The sequence below is a fragment of the Citrobacter sp. Cpo148 genome (genome assembly GCF_030332375.1).
GTDB lineage: Bacteria > Pseudomonadota > Gammaproteobacteria > Enterobacterales > Enterobacteriaceae > Citrobacter > Citrobacter portucalensis.
The window spans coordinates 69,309-86,314 of record NZ_JAOWHY010000047.1 but is presented as its reverse complement, the minus strand read 5'-3'; the positions used below and the strand labels follow the sequence as shown (position 1 = coordinate 86,314).

General features: G+C 52.3%; 13 protein-coding genes. 9 read left to right on the top strand and 4 right to left on the bottom strand.

What is annotated here, in order from left to right; genetic code table 11:
* Positions 1-205: 205 nt before the first annotated feature.
* Genes ssuE through ssuB form a run of 5 tightly spaced genes read left to right on the top strand, consistent with a single transcriptional unit; the run spans position 206 to position 4,456 of the window.
* Complete coding sequence (gene ssuE, locus OGY10_RS17460) at positions 206-781, top strand: NADPH-dependent FMN reductase (protein WP_191214943.1); 576 nt, start codon at positions 206-208, stop codon at positions 779-781.
* Positions 774-1,748: a sulfonate ABC transporter substrate-binding protein gene (locus OGY10_RS17455; RefSeq protein WP_100272693.1), complete on the top strand. Its 975-nt coding sequence runs from the start codon at positions 774-776 to the stop codon at positions 1,746-1,748. Before ssuE ends, OGY10_RS17455 begins: the two co-directional genes overlap by 8 nt.
* The gene (gene ssuD / locus OGY10_RS17450; protein WP_191226210.1) at positions 1,745-2,890 is read left to right on the top strand and encodes an FMNH2-dependent alkanesulfonate monooxygenase; all 1,146 of its coding nucleotides are present in this window, start codon (positions 1,745-1,747) and stop codon (positions 2,888-2,890) included. The genes OGY10_RS17455 and ssuD overlap by 4 nt, the downstream gene beginning before the upstream one ends.
* Before the next feature lie 10 nt (positions 2,891-2,900).
* On the top strand, positions 2,901-3,692 hold the full coding sequence (gene ssuC / locus OGY10_RS17445; protein ID WP_191226211.1) for an aliphatic sulfonate ABC transporter permease SsuC: 792 nt from the start codon (positions 2,901-2,903) through the stop codon (positions 3,690-3,692).
* Positions 3,689-4,456, top strand: a complete 768-nt coding sequence (gene ssuB / locus OGY10_RS17440; RefSeq protein WP_032942896.1) for an aliphatic sulfonates ABC transporter ATP-binding protein — start codon at positions 3,689-3,691, stop codon at positions 4,454-4,456. The genes ssuC and ssuB overlap by 4 nt, the downstream gene beginning before the upstream one ends.
* Before the next feature lie 96 nt (positions 4,457-4,552).
* Here the strand turns inward: ssuB and pepN are convergent, their stop codons facing one another.
* A complete protein-coding gene (gene pepN, locus OGY10_RS17435) occupies positions 4,553-7,165 on the bottom strand; it encodes an aminopeptidase N (protein ID WP_071444989.1) in 2,613 nt (870 codons plus the stop codon).
* A gap of 266 nt (positions 7,166-7,431) precedes the next feature.
* Here pepN and pncB point away from each other — a divergent pair, with 266 nt between their 5' ends.
* The 4 genes from pncB to aspC all read left to right on the top strand — a co-directional run bounded on the left by pncB (position 7,432) and on the right by aspC (position 13,249).
* On the top strand, positions 7,432-8,634 hold the full coding sequence (pncB, locus tag OGY10_RS17430; RefSeq protein WP_003836860.1) for a nicotinate phosphoribosyltransferase: 1,203 nt from the start codon (positions 7,432-7,434) through the stop codon (positions 8,632-8,634).
* A gap of 166 nt (positions 8,635-8,800) precedes the next feature.
* On the top strand, positions 8,801-10,201 hold the full coding sequence (gene asnS, locus OGY10_RS17425) for an asparagine--tRNA ligase (RefSeq protein WP_020996514.1): 1,401 nt from the start codon (positions 8,801-8,803) through the stop codon (positions 10,199-10,201).
* A gap of 600 nt (positions 10,202-10,801) precedes the next feature.
* Positions 10,802-11,875 carry a porin OmpF gene (gene ompF / locus OGY10_RS17420; protein ID WP_032942894.1) on the top strand — a complete coding sequence of 358 codons (1,074 nt, stop codon included), beginning with the start codon at positions 10,802-10,804 and terminating at the stop codon, positions 11,873-11,875.
* 183 nt (positions 11,876-12,058) lie between these two features.
* The gene (aspC, locus tag OGY10_RS17415) at positions 12,059-13,249 is read left to right on the top strand and encodes an aspartate transaminase (RefSeq protein ID WP_032942893.1); all 1,191 of its coding nucleotides are present in this window, start codon (positions 12,059-12,061) and stop codon (positions 13,247-13,249) included.
* A 53-nt stretch (positions 13,250-13,302) separates the two neighbouring features.
* On the opposite strand, the gene OGY10_RS17410 is transcribed toward aspC, so the two are convergent.
* From OGY10_RS17410 to ldtD, 3 genes are all read right to left on the bottom strand, one after another.
* Entirely contained in the window at positions 13,303-13,950 is a 648-nt protein-coding gene (locus OGY10_RS17410) for an MBL fold metallo-hydrolase (RefSeq protein WP_003831949.1), read from the bottom strand.
* Between the two features lie 28 nt (positions 13,951-13,978).
* Positions 13,979-14,527 (bottom strand): peptidoglycan L,D-endopeptidase MepK, encoded by a 549-nt coding sequence (gene mepK, locus OGY10_RS17405; protein WP_003831948.1) that lies wholly within the window; start codon positions 14,525-14,527, stop codon positions 13,979-13,981.
* Between the two features lie 177 nt (positions 14,528-14,704).
* Positions 14,705-16,456 (bottom strand): L,D-transpeptidase, encoded by a 1,752-nt coding sequence (gene ldtD / locus OGY10_RS17400; protein WP_032941806.1) that lies wholly within the window; start codon positions 16,454-16,456, stop codon positions 14,705-14,707.
* Positions 16,457-17,006 lie beyond the last annotated feature (550 nt).

The window sequence follows — 17,006 nt, the reverse complement described above, 5'->3', positions numbered from 1 at the left end:
ATTATGTGCGATCGCGAGCAAAAAGGGAATTGACCTGCGGCAATAAATAGCAATCGTTTTCCTCGCCCCTGCCTTTTTATTCAATTTCCAACTTTTCTATCCCGTATAAATCATTTCGATAAACAAAGCCTCTCTGCCAGACTGCATAAATTGTTATCAATGTTAATTAAAAGCAAACAATTGGTTATAAGGGGAGAATGAAATTATGCGCGTCATCACTCTGGCGGGGAGCCCTCGCTTTCCTTCTCGCTCCAGTGCGTTACTGGAATATGCCCGAGAAAAACTAAACGATCAGGATGTCGAAATCTTTCACTGGAATCTGCACAACTTTACCCCGGAAGACCTGATCTATGCCCGTTTCGACAGTCCGGCGCTGAACACATTTATCGAACAACTGCAGGATGCTGACGGGCTGATTGTCGCAACCCCGGTCTATAAAGCCGCTTACTCTGGCGCACTGAAAACGCTGCTCGATTTGCTCCCCGAGCGGGCGCTGGAAGGAAAAGTGGTTTTGCCGTTGGCGACCGGCGGCAGCGTGGCGCATTTACTTGCCGTCGATTACGCGCTGAAACCGGTACTGAGCGCATTAAAGGCCCAGGAAATCCTGCACGGTGTGTTTGCCGATGATTCACAGGTGATTGATTATCAGCATAAACCTCAGTTTACGCCCAACCTTCAGCAGCGTCTGGACAGTGCGCTCGATACCTTCTGGCTGGCGTTGCATCGTCGCGATATCCAACCCCCTCAACTGAACACCCTGCGAGGTGCCGCCCATGCTTGATCTTCTCAAGCGTCACACGTCCTGGCTGGCACTGACCGGGCTGTTGTCACTGTCAACCCTGGGGCATGCCGCAGAATCGGCCCCCGATGCCCTGCGCATTGGTTATCAAAAAGGAAGCGTCAGTATGGTGCTGGCCAAAAGCCATCAGCTACTGGAGAAACGCTATCCGCAGACTAAAATCTCGTGGGTCGAATTCCCGGCTGGACCGCAAATGCTGGAAGCACTCAATATCGGCAGTATCGATCTCGGCAGTACCGGTGACATTCCGCCGATCTTCGCCCAGGCAGCCGGGGCCGATCTGGTTTACGTGGGCGTCGAGCCGCCCAAACCGAAAGCCGAAGTGATTCTGGTGCCAAAAAATAGCCCGATCCAGAGCGTCGCGCAGCTTAAAGGACATAAAGTCGCCTTCCAGAAAGGCTCCAGCGCCCACAATTTACTGCTCCGGGCGCTGCAACAGGCCGGACTGAAATTTACCGATATTCAACCGACGTATCTGACTCCCGCCGATGCGCGAGCGGCCTTTCAGCAAGGAAACGTGGATGCGTGGGCTATCTGGGATCCCTATTATTCCGCCGCGTTACTGCAAGGTGATGTACGCGTACTGAAGGACGGCTCAGACCTCAAGCAAACCGGTTCGTTTTATCTCGCCGCCCGTCCTTATGCCGAGAAAAATGGCGCTTTTGTACTTGGTGTACTGGATACCTTTAGCCAGGCCGATGCGTTAACGCTCAGTCAGCGCCAGCAAAGCATTACCCTGCTGGCCAAAACCATGGGGCTGCCCGAACCGGTGATTGCGTCTTATCTGGATCACCGTCCGCCAACCACCATTGTGCCAGTCAACGCCTCTGTTGCTGCCCTGCAACAACAAACCGCCGATCTGTTTTATGACAACCGTTTGGTACCGAAAAAAATCGATATTCGCCAGCGTATCTGGCAACCCACTCAGCAGGCAGGAGAAAAATTATGAGTCTGAATATGTTCTGGTTTTTACCCACCCACGGTGACGGTCATTATCTTGGAACGGAAGAAGGTTCGCGCCCGGTCGATCACAGTTATCTGCAACAAATCGCGCAAACGGCCGATCGTCTTGGATTTACCGGCGTCCTGATCCCAACCGGTCGCTCTTGCGAAGATGCCTGGCTGGTCGCCGCTTCGATGATCCCGGTCACCCAGAGATTAAAGTTTCTGGTCGCGCTGCGCCCAAGCGTCACCTCGCCTACGGTTGCCGCACGTCAGGCTGCTACGCTCGACAGACTCTCAAATGGCCGGGCGTTATTTAATCTGGTGACCGGCAGCGATCCGCAGGAGCTGGCAGGCGACGGCGTGTTCCTCGATCACACAGAACGATATGAAGCCTCTGCTGAATTTACTCAGGTCTGGCGGCGACTGCTGCAAGGTGAAACGGTGGATTTCAACGGCAAACATATTCATGTTCGCGGCGCGAAGCTGTTTTTCCCTCCCGTACAACAACCCCAGCCACCGCTTTATTTCGGCGGCTCGTCTGATGTCGCACAAGACCTTGCTGCCGAGCAGGTTGATCTCTATCTGACCTGGGGCGAGCCCCCTGAGCAGGTGAAAGCGAAGATTGAACAGGTGCGAGCCAAAGCGGCGGCGCTCGGGCGCAAGGTCCGCTTTGGTATTCGTCTGCATGTGATCGTACGGGAGACAACCCACGAGGCGTGGCAGGCAGCGGATCGTCTGATAGCCCACCTTGATGACGACACCATTGCCAAAGCCCAGGCCGCCTTCTCAAGAACGGATTCGGTTGGTCAGCAGCGAATGGCTGCACTGCACAATGGTAAACGCGACAAACTGGAAATTAGTCCGAACCTGTGGGCAGGCGTTGGACTGGTACGCGGTGGTGCGGGTACCGCGCTGGTCGGAGATGGTCCGACTGTCGCGGCGCGTATCAATGAGTATGCCGCGCTGGGAATCGACAGCTTTGTGTTGTCCGGATACCCACATCTGGAAGAGGCATACAAGGTTGGCGAGCTGCTGTTCCCGCATCTGGATGTTGCTATACCGGAAATTCCGCAGCCGCAATACCTGCAACAACAAGGTGAAGCGGTGGCAAACGAATTTATCCCGCGCAAAGTCGCGCAAAGCTAAGGAGCGGCTAATGGCAACGCCGAAAAACAGGTGGTTATTACGCCTCGCGCCCTGGTTTTTACCGGTAGGTTTGGTGGCGCTCTGGCAGCTCGCATCTTCAATGGGCTGGCTGTCCACTCGCATTCTGCCCTCTCCGGAAGGTGTTATCGAAGCTTTCTGGACGCTTTCCGCCAGCGGCGAGCTTTGGCAGCATCTGGCCATCAGTTCCTGGCGCGCGCTGATCGGATTCTCCATCGGTGGATCGATTGGCCTGACACTAGGACTTATCAGCGGTCTTTCGCGTTGGGGAGAACGCCTGCTGGACACCTCGGTGCAGATGCTGCGTAACGTACCGCATCTGGCGCTGATCCCGCTGGTGATTTTGTGGTTCGGCATTGATGAATCCGCCAAGATCTTTCTCGTGGCGTTGGGAACACTGTTCCCAATTTACATCAACACCTGGCATGGGATCCGTAGTATCGATCGTGGGCTGGTAGAAATGGCGCGCAGCTATGGATTATCCGGCTTTTCACTGTTTGTTCATGTGATCCTCCCCGGCGCCCTGCCCTCGATTATGGTCGGCGTGCGTTTTGCTCTCGGGCTGATGTGGCTGACGCTGATTGTGGCGGAAACCATTTCTGCCAATGCTGGTATTGGTTATCTGGCGATGAACGCCCGCGAATTTCTGCAAACCGATGTGGTCGTGGTGGCCATTATTCTCTACGCCCTGCTCGGCAAACTTGCCGACATCAGCGCCCAATTGCTGGAGCGAGTCTGGCTACGCTGGCACCCGGCTTATCATGTAAAGGAGGCTACCATATGAATACCGCTCGCCTGAATCAGGGTACACCGCTGTTGCTGAGCGCCGTGACAAAACAATACGCCGCCAATACAGTGCTCAATCAATTAGATTTGCATATTCCGGCCGGACAGTTTGTTGCCGTGGTTGGCCGCAGCGGCGGTGGTAAAAGTACATTGCTGCGTCTGCTGGCAGGGCTGGAATCGCCCACCTCAGGCGCATTACTTGCCGGAACCACCCCACTGGCGGAAATTCAGGATGATACACGTATGATGTTCCAGGATGCGCGTCTGCTGCCATGGAAGACGGTTATCGATAATGTGGGCCTGGGTCTGAAAGGTCAGTGGCGCGATGCGGCCCGAGATGCGCTGGCCGCAGTTGGGCTGGAGAGTCGTGCTCACGAATGGCCGGCTGCGCTGTCCGGTGGACAAAAACAGCGTGTCGCCCTGGCACGGGCATTAATTCATCGCCCCGGTTTGCTGCTGCTGGATGAACCCCTCGGCGCTCTGGATGCCCTAACCCGCCTTGAAATGCAGGATCTGATCGTCTCTTTATGGCAAGAGCACGGCTTTACCGTACTGCTGGTCACTCATGACGTCAGTGAAGCGGTGGCAATGGCCGATCGCGTGTTGCTGATTGAGGACGGAAAAATCGGACTGGATCTTACGGTGGATATTCAGCGCCCCCGCCGTTTGGGATCGGTACGGTTAGCCGATCTGGAAGCAGAAGTGTTGAACCGGGTTATGAAACGCGGCGAGACGGAACAACCGATCCTTCGACATGGATAACCGCTCAGAAAACCAGGCCCGGTAGCGCTTACCGGGCCTTTTGCCGGATGGCGGCGTTACCGCCTTATCCGGCCTACTAAACTACAGGTCAACGTTTCAGGCTAACGCTTTGTCAATCTTCTCGAACAGATCGCCGGAGAGATTCTCCAGACCTTTCAGCTGTTCCAGCGCCGCACGCATTTTCGCCTGACGTTTTGCATCATAACGTTTTAAGCGAATCAGCGGCTCAATCAGACGTGACGCCACCTGCGGGTTACGACTATTAAGCTCAGTCAACATGTCGACCAGGAACTGATATCCACTACCATCTTCCGCATGGAATGCCGCCGGGTTGCTACCTGCAAAGGCACCGATCAGCGAACGGATTCGGTTCGGGTTACTCATACTGAAAGAGCGATGCTTCAGCAGGCCGCGTACCGTTTCCAGCACGTTTTTCGCCGGGCTGGTGGATTGCAGGATAAACCATTTGTCCATCACCAGACCGTCATGGTGCCACTTATCGTCATACTCCTGCATTAGCGCGTCGCGACAAGGCAGCTGCGCCGCCACTGCCGCGGATAGCGCCGCCAGCGCATCGGTCATATTGTTCGCTTCACGATACTGCTTGCTTACCAGCGTGTCAGCCAGATGGGTTTCGCCAAAGGCCAGGAAACGCAGGCAGGCGTTACGCAGCGTACGCTTGCCAATATCGGCATGCTCAACGCGGTACTCATCAAGATGATTAGCGTTATAGATGGCGAGGAATTCATCTGCCAGCTCGGCCGCCAGCGTGCGGGTTAACGCTTCGCGTACTTCGGTTATCGCCACCGGATCGATGATGTCGAACAGTTCGGCTATTTCATTTACTGAAGGCAGCGTCAGGATCTCTGCCGCCAGCGCCGGATCGATTTTCTCATCCAGTAAAATTGCGCGGAATGCATCAGCCACGTGTACCGGCAGCGACAGCGGTTGTCCCTGCTGATGACGAGCAACGTTAAGCTTAATATAGGTCGCCAGCAGGCTTTGCGCCGCGTCCCAACGAGAGAAATCGTTACGCGCATGACGCATCAGGAAGGTCAGCTGCTGATCGCTCCATTTGTATTCCAGTTTTACCGGCGCGGAGAATTCGCACAGCAGCGCCGGAACCGGCTGGAAGTAGACGTTATCAAAGACAAAGGTCTGCTCTGCCTGGGTGACGTTGAGTACAGAATTCACCGGGTGCCCGCCTTTTTGTAACGGGATCACTTTCCCTTCGTTGTCATACAACTCGAGGGCGAAAGGAATATGCAGCGGCTGTTTTTCGGCCTGATCCGGCGTGGCCGGCGTGCGCTGGCTGATCGTCAGCGTGTACTGCTCAGTTGACGGATTGTAGTCATCACGCACGGTCAGAATCGGCGTACCGGACTGACTGTACCAGCGGCGGAAATGGGAGAGATCAACGTTAGAAGCATCTTCCATCGCCTGCACGAAATCATCACAGGTTGCAGCACTGCCGTCATGACGCTCAAAGTACAGTTGCATCCCTTTCTGGAAGTTAGCCTCACCGAGCAGGGTGTGGATCATACGAATGACTTCAGCGCCCTTTTCGTACACGGTCAGGGTATAGAAGTTGTTCATTTCAATGACCATATCCGGACGGATAGGATGCGCCATCGGGCTGGCATCTTCAGCAAACTGCAGACCACGCATGGTGCGCACATTGCTGATGCGGTTTACCGCGCGTGAGCCAAGATCGGAACTGAACTCTTGATCGCGGAACACGGTTAAGCCTTCTTTCAGGCTCAACTGGAACCAGTCACGGCAGGTCACACGGTTGCCGGTCCAGTTGTGAAAATACTCATGACCGATAACGCGCTCAATATCGAGGTAGTCTTTGTCGGTGGCGGTATCGGTACGTGCCAGCACATATTTGGAGTTAAAGATGTTCAGACCTTTATTCTCCATCGCGCCCATGTTGAAGAAATCCACAGCGACAATCATATAGATGTCGAGGTCATACTCGAGGCCAAAGCGCTCTTCATCCCATTTCATGGAGTTTTTCAGCGAGGTCATCGCCCACGGCGCGCGGTCAAGGTTGCCGCGATCGACGTACAGTTCCAGCGCCACTTCACGCCCGGAACGGGTGATAAAGGTATCGCGCAGAACGTCGAAATCACCGGCTACCAACGCAAACAGATAGCACGGTTTCGGGAACGGATCTTGCCACTGTACCCAGTGACGACCATTTTCCAGTTCGCCCTGCGCCACACGGTTGCCGTTAGAGAGCAGGAACGGATATTGGGTTTTATCGGCGATAATTTTGGTGGTAAAACGCGCCAGGACATCAGGCCTGTCCAGATACCAGGTAATATGGCGGAACCCTTCCGCTTCACACTGGGTGCACAGCGCTTCGCCAGACTTGTACAGCCCTTCCAGCGCGGTATTGGCCGCTGGGCTAATTTCATTCACGATACGCAGCGTAAAACGTTCCGGCAACTGACTAATGACCAGAGCGCCCTCTTCTTCTTTATACTCTGTCCACGGCTCGTCGTTCACGTGGATCGACACCAGGGTCAGATCTTCGCCATTCAGGCGCAGGGGCACATCGGACGCGCCATGACGGACAGCCTGGCTCACTGCGGTGACCACGGTTTTTTCAGCATCCAGGTCAAAGGTCAAGTCAATATCAGTAATCTGGTAATCCGGCGCACGATAGTCGTGACGGTATTTGGCTTGTGGCTGTTGTGTCATAAAAAAACCTTTAGCATCTTTAATAGAGTCTCGGCTTCAGTCTATTCCTGTTGCGTAAATCGCGCTACGCAGAATGTTCATCTTTTCAGGCACAAACACCCTTTTTGCTACATTTTCATAACACGTGGCACGAATTGCCCTCGACCAGAAAGAGAGCTTATGGTGTGATCGGGGTTCAATAAATCGCTAAACAGGGTATACTCCAGCGGTTTTCTTAGTTGTTTATTGTACTAAACGCTCCCGTGAGAGGATGCTACTGCGCACCTATGACACAATTCGCTTCTCCTGTTCTGCACTCGCTGCTGGATACAGACGCTTATAAGTTGCATATGCAGCAAGCCGTTTTTCACCACTACTATGATGTACAAGTAGCGGCTGAATTTCGTTGCCGTGGCGATGACCTGCTCGGTATTTATGCCGATTCTATTCGTGAGCAGGTGAATGCTATGCAGCACCTGCGACTGCAGGAGGATGAGTACCAGTGGCTCTCCGGCCTGCCTTTCTTTAAAGCTGATTACCTCACCTGGTTACGTGATTTCCGCTATAACCCGGAACAGGTTTGCGTCACCAATGATAACGGCAAGCTAAACATCCGCTTAACCGGTCCGTGGCGTGAAGTGATCATGTGGGAAGTCCCGCTGTTAGCGGTGATTAGCGAACTGGTACACCGTTACCGTTCACCTGAATCAGGCGTCCCGCAGGCACTCGATGAGCTGGAAAGCAAACTAGTAGAATTCTCTGCTTTAACGAAAGATGTCGATATGTCCCGCTTCCATTTGATGGATTTCGGTACGCGTCGTCGTTTTTCGCGCGAAGTACAGCAGGCTATCGTTAAACGCCTGCAGCAAGAGCCCTGGTTTGTCGGCACCAGTAACTACGATCTGGCCCGCCGCCTGTCATTAACCCCAATGGGTACGCAGGCGCATGAGTGGTTCCAGGCTCATCAGCAAATCAGTCCAGAACTTGCCACCAGCCAGCGCGTAGCCCTGGCAGCCTGGTTAAATGAATACCCTGATCAACTCGGCATTGCATTGACCGATTGCATCACCATGGACGCATTTTTACGCGACTTTGGCGTTGAGTTCGCTACCCGCTACCAAGGGTTACGCCATGACTCAGGCGATCCGGTGGAATGGGGTGAAAAAGCCATCGCCCATTATGAAAAACTGGGTATTGATCCGCTAAGCAAAACGCTGGTCTTCTCAGATAATCTCGATCTGAAAAAAGCGATTGAACTCTACCGCCACTTCTCTTCCCGTGTACAGTTGAGTTTTGGTATTGGGACACGGCTAACATGCGACATTCCGCAGGTTAAGCCACTCAATATTGTGATCAAGCTGGTGGAATGTAACGGCAAACCGGTGGCGAAGTTATCTGACAGCCCGGGTAAAACCATCTGCCACGATAAAGCATTTGTTCGTGCACTGCGCAAAGCCTTCGATCTCCCGCATATCAAAAAAGCCAGTTAAGCCTTCCAGGGAGCCATTTTGGCTCCCTTTTTCGCGTTTATTTCCGAAATCTTTCACTCCAGCTACGAATTCTGCTTGTCTGATTGCAGATGCCAGGTAACATAGGTATCCCCCCATTACGGGTGGACATGTGTTTATATATCCGACTATTAACAGAGAGAATATTATGAGCGTTGTGCCTGTAGCCGACGTACTCCAGGGCCGCGTAGCCGTTGACAGCGAAGTCACCGTGCGCGGATGGGTGCGTACCCGCCGAGATTCAAAAGCTGGCATCTCCTTCCTCGCCGTTTATGACGGTTCCTGCTTTGATCCTGTACAGGCCGTCATCAATAATTCTCTGCCCAATTACAATCAGGACGTACTGCGCCTGACGACGGGTTGTTCAGTTATCGTAACGGGTAAAGTCGTTGCATCTCCTGGACAAGGACAGAGCTTTGAAATTCAGGCCACTGAGGTTGAAGTAACGGGCTGGGTTGAAGATCCTGACACTTACCCAATGGCAGCTAAGCGTCACAGCATTGAGTATCTGCGTGAAGTGGCGCACATGCGTCCGCGTACCAACATGATTGGTGCGGTAGCGCGTGTACGTCATACGCTGGCGCAGGCTCTGCATCGTTTTTTCCACGAGCAGGGTTTCTTTTGGGTATCGACTCCGTTGATCACCGCTTCCGATACGGAAGGTGCCGGTGAAATGTTCCGTGTTTCTACGCTGGATCTGGAAAACCTGCCGCGTAACGATCAGGGCAAAGTCGATTTCGACAAAGACTTCTTTGGTAAAGAGGCCTTCCTGACCGTTTCCGGTCAGCTGAACGGTGAAACCTACGCCTGCGCCCTGTCTAAAATTTATACTTTTGGCCCGACGTTCCGTGCAGAAAACTCTAACACCAGTCGTCACCTGGCAGAGTTCTGGATGCTGGAACCAGAAGTGGCTTTTGCTGACCTGAATGATGTTGCAGGCCTGGCTGAAGCGATGCTGAAGTACGCGTTTAAAGCCGTACTGGCAGAGCGTGCGGATGATATGAAATTCTTCGCTGAACGTGTCGACAAGGACGCGATTTCACGCCTGGAACGTTTCATTGACGCTGACTTCGCGCAGGTGGATTACACTGACGCGGTAAGCATTCTGGAAAAATGCGGTAAACAGTTCGAAAACCCGGTTTACTGGGGTGTGGATCTGTCTTCTGAGCATGAACGTTACCTTGCTGAAGAGCACTTTAAAGCGCCGGTGGTAGTGAAAAACTACCCGAAAGATATCAAAGCGTTTTATATGCGCCTTAACGAAGACGGTAAAACCGTTGCTGCAATGGACGTACTGGCCCCGGGAATCGGTGAAATCATCGGTGGTTCTCAGCGTGAAGAGCGCCTGGACGTGCTGGATGCCCGTATGCTGGAAATGGGTCTGAACAAAGAGGATTACTGGTGGTATCGCGACCTGCGTCGCTACGGTACCGTTCCGCATTCCGGCTTCGGATTGGGCTTCGAGCGTCTGATCGCTTACGTCACCGGCGTACAGAACGTCCGTGATGTTATTCCGTTCCCGCGTACTCCACGTAACGCCACCTTCTAAACGTGCGTTATTGTTTCAAAGGCCAGCATTGCTGGCCTTTTTTATACCCTTTTAGTGCTATCTGGATACCCATCTCACGTTAAACACAACCTTTCAATCCCCTCCACCTGTTACGTAATATTTCATCGCAACACATTTGCACAAAAAATAATCAGCAATTTTATTGTGGATTAGCATTTTCTGATTAAATAGTACATTTTTTAACCTCTAGCACGGCATTCCAGACGTCCAAAAATCGTTACCTGTAAAATCCGAACTTTCCGGCATAACGGATAAAAAATGACCTTAGCAAAATTAAACATAAGAAAATCATATAAATAGAAATAAAAACGAGAATTTTAAGCGCAGGGGCATTCGAAGTTTGACGCTGTTCACAAAGTTGCACAAAAATAACATCTTGTTACACATTTTTTCTTTTTGAAACTAAATCTTTATATTTGTAGCACTTTGACGGTAGCGAAACGGTAGTTTGAATGGAAAGATGCCTGTCAGACACATAAAGACACCAAACTCTCATCAATAGTTCCGTAAATTTTGATTGACGGAATTTATTGGCGGCAGTGGCAGGTGTCATATAAAAACCGATGAGGGTAATAAATAATGATGAAGCGCAATATTCTGGCAGTGGTTATCCCTGCTCTGCTGGTAGCCGGGGCAGCTAACGCTGCAGAAGTTTATAACAAAGATGGCAACAAAGTAGACGTATACGGTAAAGCCGTTGGTCTGCACTATTTTTCCAAGCACAACGGTGAAAATGCCTACGCCGCTAACGGCGATCAGACATACGCCCGTCTTGGTTTCAAAGGGGAAACTCAGATTAACGACCAACTGACCGGTTACGGCCAGTGGGAATACCAGTTCAGCGGCAATAACTCCGAAGGTGGTAGTGACGCTCAGAACGGTAACAAAACTCGTCTGGCATTTGCCGGTCTGAAATTCGGCGACGCGGGCTCCTTCGACTACGGTCGTAACTACGGCGTCGTATACGATGCACTGGGTTACACCGATATGCTGCCAGAATTCGGTGGTGATACCGCTGCTTCTGACCAGTTCTTCTCCCAGCGTAACGGCGGTCTCGCAACCTACCGTAACTCTAACTTCTTCGGCATGGTTGAAGGCCTGAACTTCGCCGTTCAGTACCTGGGCAAAAATGAGCGTGATGACGCGCGTCGCTCTAACGGTGATGGTGTTGGCGGCTCAGTAAGCTACGAAATGGATGGCTTCGGTATCGTGGGTGCTTACGGCGCAGCTGACCGTACCAACGCGCAAGAAACGCTGACCTATGGTCGCGGTGCAAAAGCTGAGCAGTGGGCTGCTGGTGTGAAATACGATGCGAACAACATCTACCTGGCGGCGAACTACAGCGAAACCCGTAACGCTACCCGTATCTCTAACGGTTATGCTAACAAAACTGAAGACGTACTGTTGGTTGCTCAGTACCAGTTCGACTTCGGCCTGCGTCCGTCCCTCGCCTATACCAAATCTAAAGGTAAGGACATTGAAGGCATCGGTGACGTAGATCTGGTGAACTACTTCGAAGTAGGTGCGACTTACTACTTCAACAAAAACATGTCCACCTATGTTGATTACATCATCAACCAGATCGATTCTGACAACAAACTGGGCGTAGGCTCTGACGACACCGTAGCAGTCGGTATCGTTTACCAGTTCTAATAGCAGACCTCTTTGTTAAATGCCTATAAAACAGGACTTCGGTCCTGTTTTTTTATATCTGCTAGCGAATTCTTGCGTCTTAAAAAAACACCTCAGCTTTTCGTCAGTAACGGTTGGCATTTTGTAAATCTACCGTTAACCTGATAGCGGACTTCCCTTCTGTAATCACTATGGAACCTCGTCATGTTTGAGAACATTACCGCCGCTCCTGCCGACCCCATTTTGGGTCTGGCTGATTTGTTTCGTGCCGATGACCGCCCTGGAAAAATAAACCTCGGGATCGGTGTATATAAAGATGAGACAGGCAAAACGCCGGTGCTGACCAGCGTTAAAAAAGCCGAGCAATATATACTGGAAAATGAAACCACCAAAAATTACCTTAGCATTGACGGTATTCCAGAGTTTGGTCGCTGCACTCAGGAATTACTGTTTGGTAAAGAAAGTTCGCTGATCAACGATAAGCGTGCACGTACCGCACAGACCCCTGGCGGCACTGGTGCACTGCGTGTGGCAGCTGATTTCCTGGCAAAAAATACGTCGGCTAAACGCGTATGGGTGAGCAATCCAAGCTGGCCGAACCATAAGAGCGTCTTTAACTCTGCAGGCCTGGAAGTTTGTGAATACAACTATTACGATGCAGCAAACCACTCGTTAGATTTTGATGCGCTGCTGGCAAGCCTCAGCGAAGCGCAGGCTGGCGACGTAGTGCTATTCCACGGCTGCTGCCATAACCCTACCGGCATCGATCCTACGCTGGAACAGTGGCAAACACTGGCTCAGATGTCTGTCGAAAAAGGTTGGTTACCGCTGTTTGACTTCGCATACCAGGGCTTTGCCCGTGGTCTGGAAGAAGATGCAGAAGGTCTGCGCGCATTTGCGGCTCTGCACAAAGAGCTGATCGTTGCCAGCTCCTACTCCAAGAACTTTGGACTGTACAATGAGCGTGTAGGCGCCTGTACGCTGGTTGCTGCCGATGCTGAAACCGTTGACCGTGCGTTCAGCCAAATGAAATCAGCCATTCGCGCTAACTATTCCAACCCACCAGCACACGGTGCATCCGTAGTGGCCACGATTCTGAGCAACGACGCGCTGCGTGCCATCTGGGAACAGGAACTGACTGATATGCGCCAGCGCATTCAGCGCATGCGTTTACTGTTTGTGAATACGTTGCAAGAGAAAGGTGCAAACCGCGACTTCAGCTTTATCATCAAACAGAACGGCATGTTCTCGTTTAGCGGCCTGACCAAAGAGCAGGTTCTGCGTCTGCGTGAAGAGTTTGGTGTCTACGCTGTCGCTTCCGGACGCGTAAACGTGGCAGGAATGACGCCAGACAACATGGCGCCGCTGTGCGAAGCGATTGTTGCAGTACTGTAATCTATCGCGCACAAAAAAGGCCGCAAATGCGGCCTTTTTATTTATTAAACGAATTACCAGACAGGCATTTCATCTTGCAGGAACGGGTTATGTAGCCGTTCGTTACCCAGCGTAGAAAGTGGGCCGTGCCCCGGAATAAACGTTACGTCATCGCCTAACGGCAATAGTTTACGTTTAATCGAATCGATCAGTTGGCTGTGATCACCGCGCGGGAAATCGCTGCGCCCTACGCCACCTTTGAAAATCACGTCACCTGAAATCAGTAACTTTGATTGCTCATCAAAGAAGACCACATGTCCCGGTGTATGACCCGGACAATGCAGAACCTGTAACGTCACGTTGCCAACGCTTATCCTGTCACCTTCATTCAACCAGCGATCGGGCGTCAGCGGCTCACAATCGCCCAGGCCAAACATGCGGCTCTGAGCAGGGAGTCCCTGTAACCAGAACTCATCTTCTTTTTCCGGGCCAATAACCGGTACACCATAATGCTGTGCCAGTTCAGCCGCCGCGCCTACGTGATCAAGATGACCATGGGTAAGCAGGATCTGCATAAGCGTCAGACCGCTGGCATCCACTTCCTGTTTGATTTTCTCGGCATCGCCGCCGGGATCGACCAGCGCGGCCAGACGAGTCTGCTCACACCAGATTAGCGAGCAGTTCTGGGCGAATGCAGTGACCGGAATAATACGATAGTTCATACAGCTCCTGTTTCATTAAGCTTATGGATCACCAGTGCCGTGCAGGGCCGGTGTCAATATGCACAAAGTTACTGCTGGGGTAGTATCCTACACCACCTGCGCGCATAGATAACGCAGCTTTGCGAATATTACTTAATGCGATGCCTTCAATATGGAAATCCATGGCCTGACCTTTAGTGTGGTAGCTTTTCTTGGCCACACCACGGCTACGTGCACGGAGTTCATTATTGGTATCGATAGAGCGATAGCCTGAAATCAGCTGTACGGGTTTACGCGTGCCCAGCAGGCCCTGCAGACGGAAGAGTTGATCAAACAGTCCCGGGTCAATGGATTTCACTTTATTGGCCCGAAAATCACGGAAAAAGTGGTTAAGTTTTGCTAATTCGTCCTGAATATAGCCCCTGCCATCAAAAAACTCTGCTTTTATTGACTCACCGGTATGCAGGTTATTCAGAGTCAATATACGCGGACGTGGGGTAGAGAGTGTTGCAAACGCAGGCGTAGGCAAGATGGCAGCGCCGAGGGCAATACCACCAAGCGCCAGCAGTTTGCGGCGATTAGCGTCAAATTTGTCCATGGTATTAAGGTCTACAAGGTCAATGTTATCGTATGTATGCTCTAGCGCACGCGGGAAACCTTATCTGGCTAAGTAGTCCACGTCAAGGCTCCCAACCCCAGGAAATACGGGGCTCACAGCCATTTGGCCCCGTTTCCAGCATAACTTACGACAATCATTTTCCTCGAACTGCTTCATTTATCTGATTAATTGCTCGGCTTTTGACACAATTTGTGCGCTGGATCGCGCTGTCAGATCGTAATTGTAAATATCTGTACGATACTGCGTGCGCCCATCAGGGCCGACAAATGCGGTCAGATAGTAGAGGTTGACCGGGATATTCTGGCGAATATTCACGTACCGCGTATCCCCTTGCTTCAGGGCATCCGAGATGCGCGTATCATTCCAGCCCGCATCCTGTAGCAGCATATTTGCCAGCTCAGAGGCCTTATTCACCCGCACGCAGCCGGAGCTTAATGCCCGCGTATCCTTCTGGAACAGATTGTGGTTCGGCGTGTCGTGCAGATAAATAGCGTCCGAACTCGGCATGTTGAATTTATAGCGTCCGAGCGAGTTACGCGCTCCCGGAGCCTGCTGGAAGCGGAACGGCAGATTGGAGGCAGTGATGGTAGCCCAGTCTACCTGCCACGGATCTATCGTTTCTTTGCTGTTCCAGCCGCGCATCACGGTATAACCGTGACGCTCAAGATACCCCGGATCATTCCAGACCTTAGGCAGGATATCTTTTCGGGCCAGCGTTGGCGGCACGTTCCACGGTGGGTTAACGACCACGTTATTCAGCGCACTGCTCATCATCGGCGTTTTACGATCGGGACGCCCGACAATAACGCGCGAGGCCAGCACCTGATTGCCATTCTGATAATAAACCAGCGAATAGGCAGGAATGTTCACCATGATACCGGTAGACAGCTCACTCGGCAGCAGGCGCAAGCGCTGAATATTTAACGCCAGCACGCCCGCACGCTGAGCAGGCGTCACGTTCAGCCAGTCACGTGTGGCTGGGCCAATCGCGCCATCTGCGCCAAGTCCCTGCCACGTCTGAAAACGCTTTACCGCATCAACCAATTCACGATCGTAGGTGCCACGACCTTCTTTGCCAGACGTACTGACGGCAGGCTCCAGCATCCCGGTTCGGCGCAAAATTTCACGCAGCGCGGGGATGTCATTACTCCACTCCCCCGGACGCAGCGTTGCTGTACTGGTGAGCTGCGGCCAGGGACGTGTATCGCCCACCAGCTTGAGCAGTGATTCATGCATGGCTGCATACTGCGGATGTTGAGGCGCAAGGCTGGCCACAAATGAAGTCAGTTGACCGTTATCCAGTGCGACCTGCCACTGGTTGATGACGGAAATCGGCGGCGTCGTTAGCGCATAGGGCTTATCGCTGTAAAGCCAGCGATTACCTTTGACAGGGATGTTAGCAATAAAGTGCAGATACCCCATCATCGCATCAGAGAGCACGATGTCTCTCGCCTGACCGGTTACTGCCGGGTCAGTCAGAAGTGCAACCCAGGTAGTGAACTGCGGCTGAAAGCCGGCAATTGCAACCTCGGCTAACTGTTGCTGAAATGCCTTTACCGCATCACGATTTTCCCACATCGGCTTCATTTCGCGTGCGGCATACAGCAGTTCCAGCTGGCTCATGTAAACCGGCGTATAACCTGCTGGCAGTTGAGAGTGTATTTCGGCGCGGGCTTTATCGACAGACACGCCTTCTGGCAGCGGTTGAATACCCGCCATGATAGCCGTCGCAGAAGATTGAACCTGCGGCTGCGATAACGCTGTTGGCTGTTCACTGACGGTCGCAGAGCTATCGCCAGGGATCATTTCAGGCTCATCGGCCTGAGCATTGAACAGTGGAGCGAATGTTACGGCCAGGCACAAACTGATTGCCGACAGCCGACGACCACACATTTTATTAAGCAACATCCCTTGCCCCCTGTTTTCTTTATCATACTCTGAATAGCCAGGCCGTCTGTATTCCCCTTTATTCTGACGAGGGTCGGACCTGTAAAACGCCGATACAAACTGAAGTATGACGAGCAAGCCTGTGACGCGTTAGGCTCACCTTTAGTATATAAACATCAAAAACTTTTTGCCTAACCTAATGTAAAGAAGTCTAAAGAAATTACACCAGGCATGAAGTCTTTTCGGAAAAAGATAAGGCGGCCATGTAGCCGTAATGCCAGTCAGTTAGCGCCTCAGTTTCAGTAAACTGGCGGAGGTAAAGAACATGCTATCTCGGAAATAGAGTTCCGTTCACCTCATGCTCATTGTTTCTCTGAAACACGGATTCCCGTGAACGTGTAAAGGGCGTTCTCCGCCACGCCCTTTACAATCCCGGCTCCCGGCGGGAAAATTGTTGCTACGCAATACCCTCCGCTTATTCCTCCTGGCTACCGGGCCGGGCGCGAGGAAGCGTCCCTGCAAAGCGCGCCCTGAGCCAGCATCCATGCTGGCTCTCCCGGCCTTACGGAAA

Bases quoted from the DNA above. Each gene is read 5' to 3' on its own strand.
- ssuE (WP_191214943.1), top strand. From the start codon at position 206: ATGCGCGTCATCACTCTGGCGGGGAGCCCTCGCTTTCCTTCTCGCTCC.
- aspC (WP_032942893.1), top strand. From the start codon at position 12,059: ATGTTTGAGAACATTACCGCCGCTCCTGCCGACCCCATTTTGGGTCTG.
- asnS (WP_020996514.1), top strand. From the start codon at position 8,801: ATGAGCGTTGTGCCTGTAGCCGACGTACTCCAGGGCCGCGTAGCCGTT.
- ldtD (WP_032941806.1), bottom strand. From the start codon at position 16,456: ATGTTGCTTAATAAAATGTGTGGTCGTCGGCTGTCGGCAATCAGTTTG.
- pepN (WP_071444989.1), bottom strand. From the start codon at position 7,165: ATGACACAACAGCCACAAGCCAAATACCGTCACGACTATCGTGCGCCG.
- pncB (WP_003836860.1), top strand. From the start codon at position 7,432: ATGACACAATTCGCTTCTCCTGTTCTGCACTCGCTGCTGGATACAGAC.
- OGY10_RS17410 (WP_003831949.1), bottom strand. From the start codon at position 13,950: ATGAACTATCGTATTATTCCGGTCACTGCATTCGCCCAGAACTGCTCG.
- OGY10_RS17455 (WP_100272693.1), top strand. From the start codon at position 774: ATGCTTGATCTTCTCAAGCGTCACACGTCCTGGCTGGCACTGACCGGG.
- ompF (WP_032942894.1), top strand. From the start codon at position 10,802: ATGATGAAGCGCAATATTCTGGCAGTGGTTATCCCTGCTCTGCTGGTA.
- mepK (WP_003831948.1), bottom strand. From the start codon at position 14,527: ATGGACAAATTTGACGCTAATCGCCGCAAACTGCTGGCGCTTGGTGGT.
- ssuB (WP_032942896.1), top strand. From the start codon at position 3,689: ATGAATACCGCTCGCCTGAATCAGGGTACACCGCTGTTGCTGAGCGCC.
- ssuC (WP_191226211.1), top strand. From the start codon at position 2,901: ATGGCAACGCCGAAAAACAGGTGGTTATTACGCCTCGCGCCCTGGTTT.
- ssuD (WP_191226210.1), top strand. From the start codon at position 1,745: ATGAGTCTGAATATGTTCTGGTTTTTACCCACCCACGGTGACGGTCAT.